General features: G+C 31.4%; 17 protein-coding genes. 14 read left to right on the top strand and 3 right to left on the bottom strand.

Annotated features, from left to right (window positions below):
* Positions 1-38 precede the first annotated feature (38 nt).
* Positions 39-260 (bottom strand): YaaL family protein, encoded by a 222-nt coding sequence (locus tag bsdtb5_RS21215; protein WP_271713940.1) that lies wholly within the window; start codon positions 258-260, stop codon positions 39-41.
* A 232-nt stretch (positions 261-492) separates the two neighbouring features.
* Here bsdtb5_RS21215 and bsdtb5_RS21210 point away from each other — a divergent pair, with 232 nt between their 5' ends.
* From bsdtb5_RS21210 to bsdtb5_RS21145, 14 genes are all read left to right on the top strand, one after another.
* Positions 493-774 (top strand): pro-sigmaK processing inhibitor BofA family protein, encoded by a 282-nt coding sequence (locus bsdtb5_RS21210; protein ID WP_271713939.1) that lies wholly within the window; start codon positions 493-495, stop codon positions 772-774.
* Between the two features lie 228 nt (positions 775-1,002).
* On the top strand, positions 1,003-1,515 hold the full coding sequence (locus bsdtb5_RS21205) for a prepilin peptidase (protein WP_271713938.1): 513 nt from the start codon (positions 1,003-1,005) through the stop codon (positions 1,513-1,515).
* Between the two features lie 102 nt (positions 1,516-1,617).
* Positions 1,618-2,625: a P-loop NTPase family protein gene (locus bsdtb5_RS21200; RefSeq protein ID WP_271713937.1), complete on the top strand. Its 1,008-nt coding sequence runs from the start codon at positions 1,618-1,620 to the stop codon at positions 2,623-2,625.
* 15 nt (positions 2,626-2,640) lie between these two features.
* A complete protein-coding gene (locus bsdtb5_RS21195; RefSeq protein WP_271713936.1) occupies positions 2,641-3,858 on the top strand; it encodes a CpaF family protein in 1,218 nt (405 codons plus the stop codon).
* Positions 3,855-4,595 carry a type II secretion system F family protein gene (locus bsdtb5_RS21855; RefSeq protein ID WP_330612015.1) on the top strand — a complete coding sequence of 247 codons (741 nt, stop codon included), beginning with the start codon at positions 3,855-3,857 and terminating at the stop codon, positions 4,593-4,595. Before bsdtb5_RS21195 ends, bsdtb5_RS21855 begins: the two co-directional genes overlap by 4 nt.
* Positions 4,596-4,856: 261 nt before the next feature.
* Positions 4,857-6,224 (top strand): secretion protein F, encoded by a 1,368-nt coding sequence (locus bsdtb5_RS21185; RefSeq protein WP_271713935.1) that lies wholly within the window; start codon positions 4,857-4,859, stop codon positions 6,222-6,224.
* A 103-nt stretch (positions 6,225-6,327) separates the two neighbouring features.
* Positions 6,328-6,516 (top strand): Flp1 family type IVb pilin, encoded by a 189-nt coding sequence (locus tag bsdtb5_RS21180; RefSeq protein WP_271713934.1) that lies wholly within the window; start codon positions 6,328-6,330, stop codon positions 6,514-6,516.
* A gap of 36 nt (positions 6,517-6,552) precedes the next feature.
* Positions 6,553-9,195, top strand: coding sequence for a DUF5702 domain-containing protein (locus bsdtb5_RS21175; protein ID WP_271713933.1), 2,643 nt, complete (start codon positions 6,553-6,555; stop codon positions 9,193-9,195).
* A gap of 218 nt (positions 9,196-9,413) precedes the next feature.
* Complete coding sequence (locus tag bsdtb5_RS21170; protein WP_271713932.1) at positions 9,414-10,346, top strand: TadE/TadG family type IV pilus assembly protein; 933 nt, start codon at positions 9,414-9,416, stop codon at positions 10,344-10,346.
* Between the two features lie 12 nt (positions 10,347-10,358).
* Positions 10,359-10,775, top strand: coding sequence for a prepilin peptidase (locus tag bsdtb5_RS21165; protein ID WP_271713931.1), 417 nt, complete (start codon positions 10,359-10,361; stop codon positions 10,773-10,775).
* Positions 10,772-11,362, top strand: a complete 591-nt coding sequence (locus bsdtb5_RS21160) for a hypothetical protein (protein WP_271713930.1) — start codon at positions 10,772-10,774, stop codon at positions 11,360-11,362. Before bsdtb5_RS21165 ends, bsdtb5_RS21160 begins: the two co-directional genes overlap by 4 nt.
* A 91-nt stretch (positions 11,363-11,453) precedes the next feature.
* Positions 11,454-13,292 carry a DUF6382 domain-containing protein gene (locus bsdtb5_RS21155; RefSeq protein ID WP_271713929.1) on the top strand — a complete coding sequence of 613 codons (1,839 nt, stop codon included), beginning with the start codon at positions 11,454-11,456 and terminating at the stop codon, positions 13,290-13,292.
* Positions 13,293-13,667: 375 nt separating this feature from the next.
* Complete coding sequence (locus tag bsdtb5_RS21150) at positions 13,668-14,945, top strand: rhomboid family intramembrane serine protease (protein WP_271713928.1); 1,278 nt, start codon at positions 13,668-13,670, stop codon at positions 14,943-14,945.
* Positions 14,942-15,931, top strand: coding sequence for an SCP2 sterol-binding domain-containing protein (locus bsdtb5_RS21145; RefSeq protein WP_271713927.1), 990 nt, complete (start codon positions 14,942-14,944; stop codon positions 15,929-15,931). Before bsdtb5_RS21150 ends, bsdtb5_RS21145 begins: the two co-directional genes overlap by 4 nt.
* A 372-nt stretch (positions 15,932-16,303) precedes the next feature.
* On the opposite strand, the gene bsdtb5_RS21140 is transcribed toward bsdtb5_RS21145, so the two are convergent.
* Together bsdtb5_RS21140 and bsdtb5_RS21135 are read right to left on the bottom strand one after the other, a co-directional pair.
* On the bottom strand, positions 16,304-17,152 hold the full coding sequence (locus tag bsdtb5_RS21140) for an ATP-binding protein (RefSeq protein ID WP_271713926.1): 849 nt from the start codon (positions 17,150-17,152) through the stop codon (positions 16,304-16,306).
* Positions 17,153-17,219: 67 nt separating this feature from the next.
* The gene (locus bsdtb5_RS21135; RefSeq protein WP_271713925.1) at positions 17,220-18,617 is read right to left on the bottom strand and encodes an ABC transporter permease subunit; all 1,398 of its coding nucleotides are present in this window, start codon (positions 18,615-18,617) and stop codon (positions 17,220-17,222) included.
* Positions 18,618-18,621: the final 4 nt, after the last annotated feature.

Below are 18,621 nucleotides of genomic sequence, written 5' to 3'. Positions count from 1 at the left end.
TGCATTCTATTATATATAACAGTAGTTTCAAAGCTATACTATGTTAGTGACATATCGGAGTCTTTCTCTTTTGCTAGTTTTAAAAGGAACTTATACCGTAGTTGAACCGCATTTACTTCATAGATATAGCTGTCAATTAAGTCTGGATCCACCACATTTTCAAATTTAGAATAAGCTGATTCAAGTGCCATTTGAGTTTTCATAATTTCATTTCTTAATTCTTCATCTTCTTTGCTTAACTTTTTCGAAAAGAACCTCAACGTTATCCCTACTTCCCTAATTAATCGAGTGGTTTAGGTAAATTGATGCTAAACCGTATTTACAGAATTGTTTGTCTAGAACATATTTGCTTCAGTCACATCTGTCTAAGACATGTTTGTCTTTATATAGTATAGTCATCTTTTATCCATTTTATTCTAAATTATAGAATAAAATGTTTAATTTGGTATATAAATATAGTAGGACATATCTAAATTTATTGGGGGAATTAGATTGGAGAATTATATATTTATAGCAATTATAACTGTATGTGTTATAGCCCTTATTGTATCATTTATAAGTCATCGTATAGATACTTTTATTAATTTTATTTTGCGTATTACAGTTGGTATTGTTGCAATTTATTTTCTTAATATGATTTTTGATTATAAAAATATTAGTGCAACGGTAGGAATTAATGCATATTCAATTTTTACAATTGGATGCCTAGGAACACCAGGTTTTCTATTAATGTATGCACTTTCATTCTATTATTCTTTTGTAGGAAAGGTGTAATTAGATATGTTACAATACCTTAACTATATGTGGACATATATGGTAGGTGGAGTGTATGTGTGAAACAAATGCGAGCTGGCTGATTACTCTATACTTTTGCCACTCGAAAAATTAAGGTAGATGATTGATCAAAAGATGGCATGATATTAAAAAATATACAAAAAAATGTAAAATCAGAATTGACGGATAAAAACAAATATGATAATATGTAAAAAGTAGGAAGAGGTGATGCATATTCTAAAAGAAGGAACTTTGTTTATTCTCATTTTCCTAGCAGCTCTTGAAGATCTGAGAACATATAAAGTCAATAATAATCTTATTGCACTTGGATTTTTACTTGGATTATTCTTTAATATTTCAAGTATGGGAGCCTACGGAGTCGTTCTATGGTTTCTTGGTGGTATTACACCGATTATTCTTTTATTTCTATTATATCTATTTCGCATGATTGGTGCGAGTGATCTCAAAGTATTTTCCATTGTAGGATGTTTTTACGGCATTTCTTTTGTTATTCAATCTATCATTATTTCCTTTATTATCGGAGCAGTTATATCTTTCTTAGTTCTAATTCAAAATAGAAATATCTATTCTAGGTTTTTTTATCTGTTTTCTTATCTTGTGGATTCCATAAAAAATCAAAAAATATGTCCTTATTATATATCAAGTATAGATGGAACAAAAAACGTGATCCCATTTATAGTGGCTATTATGGGAGGAGTAATCTATACATTTGCATTTTAAGAAAAGGATATAAATATCAAGACAAAATTAGCATTAATGTATATTATTGGGTTCTGAAATTATCTATACTACAAAATTTTATAAGGAGGTGGAAAAGGGGCTTTGAAAAGTGCGAGTTTAATATTATTTGATTATGATATAGATTACGTAAATAATTTTCTGGATTATTTTAGAAAAGCTAGACTTTCTTTGTATGAGGTAATGGGATTTTCTAAAGAAGAGCACTTGAAACATTACTTAGAGAATCAAAAAGTTGATATTTTATTATCTTCAGGGGACTTATCAATAAGTGAATATACTAAAGAGAATAATATGCTTGTTTTATTATTAACTGAGGAAACCTTGCAAAGAAATGATATGGAAAATGAATGTATTTTCAAATATCAATCAGTAGAGATAATTATGAAGAAGGTGACAGAAGAATATATTAAAACCATAAGTGCATCCGATGTCCAAAAAGTCAAAAGTACACAAAACGGTGCTAAAATAATTAGTTTCTATTCACCATATCGAGACTTGGACACTTCTTATTTATCCTTTGCCTTAAGTATGGCGCTTGCAAAGAATAAACAAGTACTTTATATTGATTTTTCACTCTTTGAGGCGATGTTACTTTTAACAGATGCAACTAGTAATTCGCTATCTGAACTTCTGTATTATCTTAAGCAAGAATCATCAAATCTCATAGTGAAGTTAAATGCAGTGACTATTCCTTTGGTAGGAATCCATTGTTTGGCTGGTGTAGAGCATGAATTTGATTTATATCAAATCTCTAAAACGGATATCCAGAGATTACTTCATACCATAAGATATAATGAAAATTATGACGTGCTAATATGTAATGTTGGATTCATGAATGAATCAATGGTTGAATTGCTATCAGAAAGTAATAAAGTCTATATGCTTAAAGATAGAAACTTAGTAGAAGGATACAAGAAAGAAAAATTCTTTCATGTACTTTCCTTAGAAGAGCAAGATGAGATGGAAGATCAAATTGAATTCATAGACGTACCAAGTGAGTACTGCATAGAGGAACATTTTAGTCTAAAAGAGTTACAAGAAAATGGTATTGTAGAATATGTCAATCAGACAATTGGAAATGTAATATAAAGGTGGCATTACAAGATGATAAATGAAGTCAAAAAAGTAATTAAGGATGAAGTATTAAATCAAGTGGACTTAAAGAGAAATCTCTCAGACGATGAAATGTTAGATATTATTGATGAAGCAATCATCAATAAAAGTAAAGAGTCTTATATTAATTTAGATATGAAGAAGCAGCTAAGAACGGAAATCTTTAATTCCATTAGAAGGCTGGATGTTCTACAAGAATTAGTGGACAATCCTGATATAACAGAGATTATGGTAAATGGTGAAAATCATATCTTTATTGAGGAAGAGGGTAGAATTCGAGAATATAATAAAAGATTTGAATCCAAGAGCAAGCTAGAAGATGTCATACAGCAGATTGTATCTAAATCTAATCGTATCATAAATGAATCCAATCCAATTGTAGATGCCAGACTAGAGGATGGTTCTAGAGTCAATGTTGTGCTTGCTCCGATTGCGCTAGAAGGACCGATTCTAACAATTCGTAAGTTCCCCAAATCGCCAATTACGATTGAAAAATTAATACAGATTGGTTCATTAACAGAAGAAGCTGCAATGTTTCTTAAGAAATTAGTGGTAGCAGGATATAATATTTTCATTAGCGGAGGTACGGGCTCAGGGAAAACTACATTTCTTAATGCATTATCCAATTTTATTCCAAGCGAAGAGAGACTTATTACTATTGAGGACTCTGCAGAGTTACAGATTCAAAATATACCAAATCTAGTGAGGCTTGAGGTTAGAAATGCAAATGTGGAAGGCAAGAATGCTATTTCAATACGAGATTTAATAAAGTCAGCATTACGTATGAGACCAGATCGAATTATAGTTGGTGAAGTCAGAGATGAAGCTGCTATTGATATGTTACAAGCCTTGAATACAGGACATGATGGCTCTTTAAGTACAGGGCATGCAAATTCACCAGTTGATATGCTTAGTCGTCTAGAAGCGTTGGTTCTATTAGGGGCAGATATTCCTTTGTTGGCAGTGCGCAAGCAAATTGCATCTGCAATTGATATTATTGTACATCTTGGTAGACTAAGAGATAAATCAAGAAGGGTTCTAGAAATTGTTGAAGTGCTAGACTGCATAGAAGGTGAGATTCAGGTGAATTCTTTATATTCATTTGTAGAAGAGGGGGAAGAGGATGGAAGGGTCGTAGGAAATATGATGAAGACAGAGCAACAATTAAGAAATATGTCAAAGCTAAGTAAGGCGGGGATAGAACTATAGAAGATTATAGTGTTTACACATTTTCAAAGCAAGAATATATCTTATATAGCCTGAGAGGGCTTTTCTTATCATCAATCATAGCATATCTATTTTATCGAAGTATTCTAAGCATTCTTTTATTTAGTCCATATTTTATCCTATATTGTAAGCAGCAGAAGAAGAAGTGCATAAAAACTCGTAAATGGAATCTGAATATCCAGTTTCGTGATGCGATTATTAATATTTCTGGAGCCTTAAATGCAGGGTATTCCATTGAAAATGCAATCAAGCAGTCAACTGAAGATCTAAAACTAATGTATGAGAAAGATTCTTATATTGTGAAAGAGTTCGAGTATATGACGAGGCAACTTAAGAATAACCAAACCATAGAGGATGTATTTCTGGACTTTTCTAATCGAAGCAAAGTAGAGGATATCTGCAATTTTACAGAAGTATTTATAACTGCCAAAAGAACGGGTGGAGACTTAATCAAAATCATTCGAAGAACAAGTAACTCGATCAGTGACAAGATAGAGGTGAAAAGAGAAATCATAACACTTATTACAGCTAAGAAATTTGAATCTAGTATTATGAATTTCATTCCTCTTGGGATTATTCTTTATATGTGGTTGTTTTCACCGGGATTTATGGATCCTTTGTATGGAAATATAAAAGGGGTGGTTGTGATGTCTGCAGCGCTCGTTCTCTATGGGGTGGCATATAAAATATCACAGAAAATTATTGACATTGAAGTGTAGTCGTAACTATTCAGAACCTCGAGAGTCACGAAGTGGATAATTGATAAAGTGACATCTATTAAGAACATTATATTATGTTGAATAGGGAGTATCGAGGTATGATACTTGCCATAACAAAGTTAAGGTATCAGAAATAAGAAAGAAGGAAGTTTTATAATTATCATAAATATTGCATTGATTTTAATCCTCTTAATTACATACTTTCGTTGTAAAGATTATGAGAGTGAATATATATCTTCTTTAGATAAAAAGGCTCATCCATTGATTGGGCTCTATCCAATTGGATTTTTCTTATATGATAAAGGTAAATGCATAGTACATATTTTTTACAATACAAGAGTGCGTGAAAGCCTTGAGATGCTTAATGTAGGAGAGAAGAGAAACGTAATTCTTAGATTATATTATTGTAAAAAGATAGTGGTATGTTACATTATTTGCTTTTCTTTCTTGTTCATAGGAATAGTATCAATTGCAAGTGAAAAAAGTGGAGATCTAATTGGGAAGAATCGGATAGATCGTCCAGATTACGGAGAAGGTGATAAGAAGGTTAACGTAGATGTTGTAATTGATAAGGCTGGAGAATACGTTGAGAGTAATATGGACATTGATGTAAATGAGAGAAGATATAATGAAGAGTTGAGATTGGAAGTGATAAAGAAGGCAGAAGAATATATCGACCAGTATGTACTGGGAGAAAATAAATCGGCGAATGAGGTTAATCAGAAGTTAAATCTTATAACTGTAATACCAGGAACTAGCATATCGGTTGACTGGGAGGTAGACAATACACTCATTGACTTAGATGGAGAGTTATTAAATAAAGGGGTTCCAGAAGAAGGGCAACTAACCAAACTGATAGCGACCCTAGAATATTATGATACTAAAGCAGAATATTCCTTCTATCTAAATATATTACCTAAGGTGATAACAGAAAAAGAGAAATTGATAAGTTTGCTTAAAAATAAGATAAAGGAAAGTTCTGAAAAGTCGCTTGAGGAAAGTAGACTAGCATTACCAAAAAGTGTAGGAAAAGATAAAGTATATTATAGTCAAAAAAAAGATACAACAAGTTACTTTATCCCAGTCTTTGGGGTGTTTATAGCAATAGCTATCTTTTTTCTCATGGATAAAGACTTGGGAGACAAATTACATAAGCGCAATATTCAGTTAGCAATTGATTATCCTGAAATAGTTAATAAATTTACCTTACTCTTAAGTGCGGGAATGACAGTATCAGCAGCTTGGGGGAAGATTGTCAAAGAATATGAAGGGAAGATCAAGGAAGATACGACTCTACGTAGATATGCCTATGATGAGATGCTTATTACATGGCATGAGCTCACCATTGGAATATCAGAAGGTAAGGCGATTGAGAACTTTGGTAGGAGAGTAAAGTATATGCCTTATCTGAAATTTAGTTCTCTGGTAACACAGAATATTAAAAAGGGGACAAAGGATTTACTTGAGTTGTTGGAGTTAGAAGCTATGAACGCTTTTGAAGAAAGAAAGGAGCTAGCAAAAAGGTTAGGCGAAGAAGCTGGAACAAAGCTGCTCATTCCAATGATGATTATGTTGGTTATAGTTTTATTAATCATTATGATTCCAGCGTTCATGACTATGGGTATGTAGTTATGAGATGAAGGTAGTAGAAAAGTAAATTTAGATACAAATATATTTTAAATATATTAATGCAAAATTATATAACAAAAACATAAAAAGAGAGGTGTACTTAATGAATCATATTAGAGGATTGTGGGAAGAAGAAGATGCGGTTGGTATTGTAGAAGTTATTTTAATACTGGTTGTTTTAATTGCTTTAGTCGTTTTATTTCGAGATAAAATTGAAGATATCATGAAGAAGGCATTTGCATCAATAACGTCAGATGGGGAGAAAGCGAATAAAAAACTGGATATCAATTAGATGTAAGTAATGATGATTAAAGTAAAGGAGGTGTCTATGTTAGATAAAGTAAAAGGAGAAATTACGGTATTCTTATCGTTAATATTAGTATTAGTGCTTGCGCTAGTTGGAACAATGATTGAAGCGGTCCGAATAAATGTAGCCAAGGTTGTATCGGAAAGAGCACTCATTACAGGGATGGATTCAGCTGCTTCTGAATATTCTTACGCGATGTTTCATCAATATCACTTGGTACTTCTAGACGAAGGGTATGATTCTGCACAGCCAAACGAAGAGCGATTATTAAGTCAAATTACAAATAGTATGGAATATACTTTCCAGCCAAATAAAGATCTATCCATGTTTGGAACTTCCATACCTTTATCTAATGTGGACCTTCTAAAGCTAAAAGTAAAGGATATTGCTCTTACAGATCAGACAAGAATCACAGATTATAATGGAGAATTATTTATGAATCAAGCGGTTCAATATGAGAAATATAGAGATCTGACGGCGATGTTAGAAGCATTCTTACAGAAACTAAAACTATTAGAGACAGCCAAGGTATCCACAGCGTTGGTGAAAGAGAAACTGAAGGTCGAAGAGAAGTTTATCGAACTAGATAAATATAATATGGAGCTGATGGAGTATATCGAAGGAATCGATTTTAATAAAAACGGACTTCAATTAGTATCATCAAATGTAATTAAGACAAAGGACGAGTTTGTAAAAATGATTCTACAGAATAATCCATCTGCAGAGGTAGTAGGAATTAATCATAATACGGTATATCAATCTTTAGAAAAACATTATGTTAATGTGCAGCAACTATTTCAAGGGATGCTAGATAACCTACATAGAATAGAAGAAATAGTACCTGAGGTTAAAAGCCTTGAGACACAACTAAGTGAGTTGATAAGTCAAATGGATGCATTGGCGAGTAATGGAGAAGGTTCAAAGGGAAAACAAAAAGAAAAAGGAAGCAAAAATTCTAAACGAAAAGAATTACAGAAGCAAATAGAGAGCATTCAGAATAGTCTTGATGATTTAGCTGATGAAAAAGAAAAACTAATTAACGAAATCAATGAAAATGGTACAAGATTGAATTCGTTAAAAGAGAATGTTTCAACAAAGATAACGAGTGCGCTATCCGTTATTGACCAGATAGAAGAGAAAAAACCAAATATACTAAGTAGCATTAAGGATTATAAAGAACAGTTAGATTCAAATAAAGATAAAGTGGATGAAAGTTTTTATAAAAATTTAAAAGTAGATGCGGAGGATATCTCTAACTACTTTGGAACGAATCAGGATAATTCAAATAATACAAAAGCTAATGTTGGATTAAAAACAAATCTTACTACTATGAGACAATACTTACTGGATAACCAAGCTATATTAGCTCATGATACAATTCAAACATTTACTAATACGGATTCTATAGAAACAATACAAGCTTATAGTAGCGAAGTGTTAAGTCTAAAGAATAGTTATAAAAACTATCATAGTGGAGATATTAGGTTTGATTATAGTGGGTTAGTCTTAAAATCTAATGTAGAGAATCCTATCACCTCGTTCTTTGATTTGATACAAAAGGGAATCATAGATCTTATTGTGGATGATGAGATTAAGATATCGAATGCTACTTTGAAGGCAGATAGTCTATATACAAGATTCAGTAATGAAGAGACACGAAAGGAGGGAGAAAAGAAAAATGAACTATCTAATAATATAGAAAACTCTTATGATAGCAAAAGTGGAAAGGATATAGTAACTTCTTTAGAAGACTTTGAAAAAGAGAGTGATGCATACTCATCAATTAGTGGTGTATCATCCAATGTGTTAAATAAACTCTTATTTAATCAGTATATATTACGACACTTTAAAAGTGTAAAAGATAATCAAGTTCATAAATCGGAATCTGCGAATCAAAAGAAAAAGCAAGGTAAAGCAACTGAACAATCAAAAGAAGAACTTATAAAAGAGCAGAGTAGTAATGAAGATATTGAATATGTAAAGTCCCTCGAATCTGCACTCTCCTACGAACAAGAATATATTATTACTGGTAATAAAAGTGATAAAGAAAATTTTAATGATATTGTATTTCGCTTACTAGGAATTAGAACAATTCTAAATCTTATACATGTCTTAAGTGATCGCCAAAAAGTTAATATGGCAAATACGACGGCTCTAGAATTGGTGGGATTTACTGGACTTGCAGCGTTAGTTCAATTAACTAAGATGATCATTCTTATTGTATGGGGATATGAAGAATCTTTAATTGATGTTAGAGCTCTCTTGCAGGATAAGAATATTCCATTATTCAAAACAAAGGATACTTTTATACTTAAGTATAGTGAGATACCTTTGGTGAATAAGAAGTTTATTAAGAATAAAGTTGAACATATGAAAGAAGCACAAGATGGAATATTAGATTTTGGATATGATGATTATATATCGTTATTCTTACTATTAACACCAGATGTCAAGAAAAGCTATAGAGCAATGGATTTAATACAGGCAAATATGAATCTTAGGTATCAAGGAGGATTTGCGATGGAGAATTGCTTATATGGATTTAAAGCAAAAGCAAATTTTTATATGAATACACTGTTTCTTAAATTACCTTTTGTAAATAATGTAATAAATCATAGTATTGATGAAATTTCTTTTGAAGTCCAGAAGGAATACACCTATTAAAGTAATAGGGGTAAATTGGGATGTCTACTCTTTTTTCGTCTAAACAATATCTATTTACTACAAGCACGAATGGATATTATCAAATTCATCGAAAATCTTATGAAATCAAAAAAAATAATAAAATGCTCTCTCCAAGCAGTATTTGCCCAAATCTACGAAATTGGAAAAAGAGTAGATGTCCTAATTTACCCCTTAATTAAAACAAGGAAGTAGTGTTAATGTTTTATCAAAAAGAAAAAAAGGCGTCATTAACTGTTGAAGCAGCATTAGTTTTACCAGTATTTTTATTCATGATACTCACGTTTCTCTATTTTATTCAAATATTTATTACATATGAAAGAGTTCAATCAGGTATTACAGAAGTTGCCAAGGAAGCTTCAAAATATGCATATATATATGAGAATATGGTCGAGGAAACTAAGCAGAATACAGAAAGCACAAACAATACAGAAAGCACAAAGAATAGAAGCACAAATGATAACAAAATAGAAGATAACAATACAAAGGATAAAGAAAATACTGAAAATGATACAAAGAAGGATAACATAACTTTTATCGATAATATCTATTATAAGCAAAGGTTGAAAAGTTATCTAGACAAAAGAAAGTGTAATTTTTCTACCATCGAAAATGGTATGAATGGGATATCCTTTTGGTATTCTTCCTTTCTGTCAGAGGAGGAAGAGGTTGATGTGGTTGCAAAGTATAAGGTTAAATTTCCTGTATTAATATTTAGAATAAAAGGCTTCCAGATGGTACAAAGAGTCAGGGTTCATGCTTGGACAGGTTATCTAAGAGAAGAAGACTTGAATGGAAGTAAAGAAGATGGCAAGGAAGAAACCGTTTTCATCACGGAGACAGGAACAGTATATCATTCAAGCAAAAATTGTACACATCTAAAATTATCTATAAGAAGAGCGAATTATGTAGAGTTAGAGAATTTAAGAAATAGGGGTGGAGGAAAATATAAGGAGTGTGAACGGTGTGGAGTAAAAGGAAAAGAGTCACTAGATACAGTAGTCTACATAACAGATACAGGTGACAGATATCATCTTGACCCAGTTTGCAGTGGTTTAAAGAGAACAATCTTAGAGATCCCACTATCAGAAGTGGGAACTAGAACACCATGTAGAAGATGTTATAAAAAATAAATGGAGGTATATATGATATCTACAATTGTATTAGGGGTAATCTTATTTATTTTCGGAATAATTGATATTAGACATAAAGAGATTCCAAATCTCTATTTTGTAGTATCAGCTATTCTTACTATTGGATTATCTCTATTTCAGAGAAATACTAGCATATTCAATGGGTTACTCGGAATCACAGTTGGTATAGTGCTAATTATAATTAGTAAAGTGACAAGAGGAAAAATAGGAATTGGAGATGGAATAACATTCTGTATCACGGGTTTAATTCTTGGGGTAAATGTTAATCTTCAAATGTTAATGTTTGCTTTGTTTTTATCTGCTATCTATGCAATATTTTTATTAATATTTAAGAAAGTTAATAGGCAACATACAATTCCATTTCTTCCTTTTGTATTTGTAGGATATTTAGGGGTGTTAATTATTTGATTAATAGAAAAAGTAAAGCTAGTTATACGGTTGAAGCAACATTTGTTATGATTATTGTACTTTCAGTTATTTTCGCACTAATCTACTTAACCTTTTACCTATCTGATAAAAGCAGAATACAAGGAATCCTAGATTTAAGTGTGGTAAAAATCAGTGAGATGATGAAAGCAGATGCCAATATCGTGACTGGAGAAGTGAATTATGACAATATTTTAGATAGAGATTGGGTAGGTGATCTATTTGCAGGAAAGAAGAGAGACGCGGACATAGGGGAAAGCTACTTAAAGCAACAATTAAAGAATGGACTAATATTAGCAGAGATTAAATCAACAAATGTTACAGTTAGTAACAATGAAATTGAGGTAAATGTGGTGGCTGATATGAATATTCCATTAGAAGATGTTAGAGAATTTTTCACAAAAGAGAATCAAAAGGTTTCCCTATCATCAAAAGGTTCTATTCATAATCCTGCAGAGTTTATTCGGTTGTCAGAGGTTTCTTTAAAAACTGTAAATAAAATAAAAGGAGCAGATGAGATAATAGCAAAAATAAAGAAAGTATTAGATAAGTTATTAGTTGGGAAATAGGTAGTCGTGGACATAATAGATAGATTATAAATGATAAATAGGTTTTGATAATAGGGAGGTCTTATCGATTAACACTCAATATATTCGAGATATGCAGAGCAACTATTTAGTTATTAAGGAAGAGAATGAGGATAATAAGGCATCCTCTTATCCGATTCAAATGTTATTACATAATAAATTAGTAGGGGTCCTGCCTGTAAAGATCCAGAGAATAAATAACGAAATATATTATTATTATGATATAACATCGAAGCAGACGCTAAAGACAATCTTAGAAACAAGGCAATTAAGTTATAAAGAGATAAAAGAAATTGTGCTAGATATAATGGACACAGTAGAATCATCACGCGAATATTTACTAGATGAAAATGATTTTGTACTGGATAAAGATTATATTTATATTAGTTATGCTGATCATAAAGTATATTTATGCTATAAAAAAGGATATCAGAAAAGCATGAGGGAACAGATAAAAGAGTTTATGGAATGCTTAATGAATAAAGTAGATTATAAAGAGAATAGGGCTGTAATATTAATCTATTCACTTTATAAGAAAAGTACAGAGGATTGCTGCACCTTTCAGGATCTAAAAATAATAATCGAAGATACTGGAAAGGAAGATTTGCAGGAAAGTAATACAGAACAGAATATCCCAGATGTAATTATTCAAGAATCAAAAACTAATGAAGCAAAGAAAATAGAGCAATACGTGCCTAATCATCAGGAATCAAATCAATGCCATGGGACTGCGCTTAAGAAAATCAAATCAATTGATTATAATAAGAACAAATTAGATTCTAAAATTAGTGGAGAAGTAAAAAACAAAGAAAGTATTTTATCACATTTTATAGTTTGTAAATCTAAAGATAAGAAAGATGACTCAAGATTCCAATCTAGTATAACAGAACATATTAAATCAAACAGAACCGATAAGATGGATAAGGCCGTAAGGAGAGAATTGCAAAAGAAGGAGAAAGAGAAAAGGAACGAGAACGAGAAAGGGAATGAGAAAGAGAAAAAGGGAGAGATAAAGGAAAAAATAAATAAAGGAACAGTAAAAGTATCCATTCCCTTAATGAAGGAAAAGCTAGAAGAGGAAGTCGAGATTGAATGCTATTCAATTAAAACAAAACTACTTGTTGCAGTATCCATTCTATTAACAATAATGTTCTTTTTTATCATTCTATACTCGGGAGTGCTCCTAAATGAAATAGGAAATAGATTAGATATGTCTAAGTTAATAGGTGTTATAATAATGCTATTAAGTATTGAAGCTTATAGTGTTAGTAAAATATTAAGTGAAAAAGAGACTCAGATAGTAAGTAGGGTAGAGTATGTGGATCAAAGCGATGAACTTTATCATAATAACAGTGAGAAACTAATGATTAAAAATGCTGCTGATCCAATTAAGTTGATTGATGTAAATACTTGTGATAATAGTATAACTTATGATTCAAAAATAAGCCTATCCATGGAAACAATGAAAAGCAATGATATGAAAAATGAATACCAAGATAGGAAGCAAAACAAGTACATACATAATATCCAAAGAGATGATGAATATGAAAATGAATCAGAAGAAACGATATTATTAGCAGATCTAGGAACCTCTGAATATAGATTAGTACCTATACATAATCGGGAGTATGCCAATATTTACTTAATAGAATTCCCTTTCTTTATTGGAAAGTTAAAAACAAATATAGGATATTCGATTGAAAATAGTGCAGTAAGTAGATATCACTTGAAGATTGAAGAAGAAGGGGAAACTTTCTATATCACAGATTTGAATTCAAGAAACGGAACGTTTCTGAATGGAAATCAATTAGAGCCAAATATCCCCTATGAATTGTATTTAGGAGATGAGATTGGCATAGCAAATATTATCTATCAGTTTTCTGATAGTACAAATAGCCATGGTAAATACTGATTCGCTTGAAATTGTAGAGTATAATGTGGATTGTTAATTACAAATTTTGTATGATGATTTTAGTTATATTTATAAAGAATTTAATTTTTTATAACGGTTGGTTTATAATTTTTAGCTATGCGGATAATAAGATATATAATATAATAAAGGGTAAGATGTGGTAATTAACACAACTTAGCCTTTTATTTTTTGTTAGAAATATGATTATTCATTGGTAATAATCTATCGCATGAAAATCATGCATTAATCATATATCAAATGTGAAAGAAAAACGCTTTCACTCTCAACGCTTGTGATTTCACCTTTGCAAGCAAGTGAAATCACTTCACTAAATTATGTATTAAATAAGGCATGTTTTATGAAAGGGGAGATAAAATGTCTCCAGTCATTGATAAATTACAAGATAATATCATACGACAAGGGTTTCGACAAATCAAAGTTAATGTTGAAGGAATAGTGCTGTACTCAAAGATACAGGATAGCACAGCGTATATTGCTGCTATTTTTGACTATACCGAAAATATGAAACTTACAAAAGAACAGCATAATAATGTTATCAGGCAAATAAAAGAACAATTTCAATCGAAACAGTATTCCTCTATTCAATATTTGAACCTAATATGTACTAATCATGTGGAGGATATGAAAGAGAGAGTCTTAGAATCAAAAGAGCAACAATGGATTGTTGATATTTCATCTCTTCGATTAATCATTTATGAAAATCAGTCCTCGTCCTATCTTTACTTTAAGAGAGATATTGAACTGATATTAGATCAAGCAAGAGTTAATCAGAGTAAACAAGCGAATGGTTATGATTACTCTAACAAAAGCTCATATGAATCTAAAAATCATAAAGATTCCTATCAGAATACTTATCACAGTACGAATCAGAACCTTTATGAAGATATTTATAACACAGGAAATCAAAACTTTCATGAAGATATAAATCGTACAGGAAATCAAAATTTCCATGATAATAACTACCACAATAGTAATCCAAATCAATATCATAATCCTTTCACTGCTCCTTATAATAATTCGTATCGCAGACAAAAAATCATGTATTTTACATTGTGTAACACCATTATAGTAATAATAAATGTGCTTGTATATCTATGGGGGCAGTGGAAAGGTTATTACTATAATGAGAATATGTTAGTAACAGGAGCAGTATCTTGGAGATATGCAATTGAACGACATGAATATTATAGAATAATCACTTATATGTTCTTACATGATGGAATGGCTCATATTGTTAATAATATGATCGTTCTTTTGATACTAGGTGATAATCTAGAAAGAGCAGTAGGAAAACTGAAATATGTACTAATCTATTTTGGAACGGGAGTTGTTGCAGGTTTCGCATCCATGGTCTATAATATGCTTGCAGGCTATCAATATACGATAAGTATTGGTGCATCAGGTGCAATCTTTGGAGTAGTTGGTGCAATACTCTATGTAGTAATTGCCAACAGGGGAAGACTTGAAGAATTTAACGCTTTGCAACTAATTATCTTTGCAGGAGTTACGTTATATGGTGGATTTACAAGTCAAGGAACGGATAATATGGCACATGTCGGAGGTTTTATATCTGGTATCATATTAGCATTCTTACTATACCGTAGGCCAAATAGAGGGAGGATGAAACAATGAAAGTAAACATATATTATGGTGGAAGAGGATTAATTGAAGATCCTACACTTTATGTAATGAATAAATTAACAGATGTTCTTAATGAATTAAGAGTTGAAGTAACAAGGTATAATCTATATGAAGAGAAAAATGCAATTGCTATGTTACCAAAAACATTAAAAGAAGCAGATGGTGTTATTCTTGCAACTACTGTGGAATGGCTTGGAATTGGTGGATACATGCAACAATTTCTAGATGCGTGTTGGTTGTATGGAGATAAAGAACAGATTAGTAAACTATACATGCTACCAGTTGTTATGGCAAGTACCTATGGTGAGAGAGAAGCTATGACAACATTAATAAAGGCGTGGGAATTACTAGGTGGTAAAGCAAGTGAAGATATCTGTGCTTACGTGGATGATCACGTTGAGTTTGAAACGAATCCAGATTATGCTGCATTAATTGAGAAAAAAGCGGAACAACTATACCGAACAATTAATCAGAAGGTTAAGGTATTGCCATCGAGTAATAATATAGTAAAGAAAAATATACTACGTTATAGTTCTTTAGATTTAACACCACAAGAGAGTGAACAGTTATCCATCTATGTATCTGATGATACTTATGTGAAAAAGCAGAAAGAAGATATTGAAGAACTATCTCAATTCTTTAAGGATATGATAGGAGGAAATAATACTTCTGCTGATAATGAATTTATTAAAGATATAAAAGGAAGCTTCAAACCTCTAGCGGATTTTACAGGATCTTATGCAATAACAATTGCTGATCAACATAAAACGTTGATAATTGAGATAGAAGGTGAAGTAATCAAGTGTTATTATGGTGAGAAAGAAGACGCAGATGTTCAAGCAAAAGCGGAAAGTGATATCTTAAGAAAAATCGTTAGAGGTAAGGTAACCTTCCAGCAAGCATTTATGGCTGGTGATTTGACCGCAAAGGGTAATTTTAAGATCCTTCGTACCTTTGACCAACTATTCGAATTTTAATATAAGATGAGTGTTGGGGTCAAAAGCCTTTAATAACTTGCATTGTGTATATTGATGTATAATTATTAATTTTGGCGTAGTCCGGCCGAAATTATCGTTTATATTTTGTCAAGACTCAAAGTGAAAATAGGAACATAAGTGAGTAAAGTTTATTTATAAACTTGTTACTTGTTTTGAGGCTTGTAAAAAATATGATGCTAGAGGGAAAGGTAGCCAAAATTCATAATTATACAGCGATATACACTCAATAAACTTAAATAAGGCTTTTGACCTCAACATCATATCGATATCAATATATTAAAAAGCCCCGAGGACAAATATCATGTTAGATAATAGATTTATCTAGTATGGTATTTGTCCTCGGGGCTTTTTCTATTTTATATGTATTGGTAGCTTTATTGTAAAATCTGTATGATCTTCATTCGATTCTACGGAAATTGTTCCACCATGTGCTTTTATAATCTTATCCGAGATAGCTAGACCCAATCCAGTTCCAGAACTTTTATGAGTAACAAATGCATCGAATAAGGTATCTAGATGCTCTGGAGGAATTGGCTCTCCATTGTTACTAATGGTTATAATAAGGGAAGAATCATCACCTTCATCAACTAATTCAGACTCATCAAAATCATCTAATTCTGACTGCGAATTCTCCAAGGAAGCAATTGAAAGTTCGGGTGTAGAATCTATTGTACTATCAGATAAAGCAACATTAACGGATAATGAATCACCTGCATTCATTGCTTCAAAGGCATTTCTCATGATATTTAGAAATACTTGTTTTATCTTTAATTTATCACATGGATAAGATCGCATGTAGTTTAATGCAGATTCAGGTATGCTAACCGATATATTGTGATCCAATTCGTTAGATGAGGATTCAAAACTATCTGCTATATCATGGATCAAAGTGGATAGGTTAACTGGAGAAAGCGTTAACTTTTCGCAATTATTAAAAGTAGATAATTCGTTTAATAAGAGAACGACATCGTTAACATCACGTCGTATCTGAGACCAATATTTTATCGATGTTAGTTCAGGGTTTTTAGATTCCATGAGCTGTAAAGTACTCGATATCAAAGTAAGCGGATTACGTATCTCATGTGAGATCTTTGATAACATAAATTTGTTTTCTTCATTTAGGCGCTTGATTATCTTATCTACGTCAGGGTAACAAGCACTTAATTGTTCTATTTTAAGTAGTTCTTCCTGTGTTAACATATGAATCACCTCGATAGAGATTGTACCAAAAATAGTAAAAATATTCAATCAAAATGGTACTAAATTATTAGCAAACAATATCTTTTTTTCTAAAGAATAAATAATTAAATATAATAACAACGACACAACCAATTCCCAAAGTAATTAACGCTCGAAGCATTGTCTCACATGTAGTTCCGTTATATAAAGAAACAGAGTCACTATATGAAAATGGAAGATATCGCTTTAGGTAGCCTGTCAGTAGCCTATCTCGCCCAAATCCAACTCCGATTCCAACTAGAATACTTAGTACAATGGAGATTAAGCTATTATGTATTATTGTAGATATGAGCACACCAAAAAAGGCGGTGAAAGTAATGAATAGGATAAGCGCTGGTAAGCATGCAAGAATAAATTTATATATTTCTATATAAGAACTATCTTTGCTTGGAATATCATAAGATTGATATGGTTTGCCAGATGAGTATAAACTAATTCCTTGATAGAAATTAATATCCTTTGTATCGTAATATTTATAAGATATATCACCTTCCATTGAGAATGTTGCAAAACAAAAGTCATCTAACGAAGAACTTACAGAGTAGATGTTGCTTGGAATATCTTTTGTTGTAGAATAGGTAACATCTGATTTCAATACAGGATAATCACTAGAACCAAAACCATTTATTGCACCAACTATTAGAAAAAATGAAAAAAGAGTTCCTAAGACCATAGTAATTGTTACAATAGAAGCAGCAATCCCTTTACTAAGGATTACTTTACCTCTAGATATTGGTTGAAGCAATAAAAATTTGTAACTTCCCATATCCTTTTCCATAGATACAATATCAGAAACTAATAGTAAGAGAATTAAGGCTAATATGCTAGGAAAAAGTTCATTCATGCAGGAGTATAGAAAATGATATCCTGTCATCTCGTAATGACCTATGTACGAGATATTGTTATTTAATAAATACTCATGAAATGTTTGTTGACTTTTATAATATGCAATTTCTTCATTTATTTCATATGGACCACCAAGTAAACGAAATACGAGTGTACCTAATTTCCCAGGTAAATGGTCGTCAACTACTTCACCTGTGGATAGCTTATATCCCCAATTGAAATATTTAATCTGAGCTTTCTCGTAAGCAATTTCAGCCTTTAATAAAGCATTATTATCGTGTTTATTAAGTGCATATTTTTTATCATGGAAGTATTGAGAACGAGCAGCAGATACCTCTGAGAAATTCTTGCATAAAGAAGAACCTAACTGTTCATACATTTTCTTATAATTACCAGCCTTGACAAAATACCATTTTTCAAGAATTTCACATGCTTCTATATCTTTTTTCGTATATTGTTTATTTTTCTCGTTATTTGAAAAAATGAAAAGCATAATTAAAAAAAAGAATAGTGCACATACAATCCAGTTTTTTCGATTACAAAGAATCTTTTTAATTTCAAATAGAATTAGATTTTTCATAATA

Origin of the sequence: Anaeromicropila herbilytica, from assembly GCF_016591975.1 — a bacterium.
GTDB lineage: Bacteria > Bacillota > Clostridia > Lachnospirales > Lachnospiraceae > Anaeromicropila > Anaeromicropila herbilytica.
The sequence above is the reverse complement of the archived record's forward strand: the minus strand, read 5'-3'. Positions and strand labels throughout refer to the sequence as shown.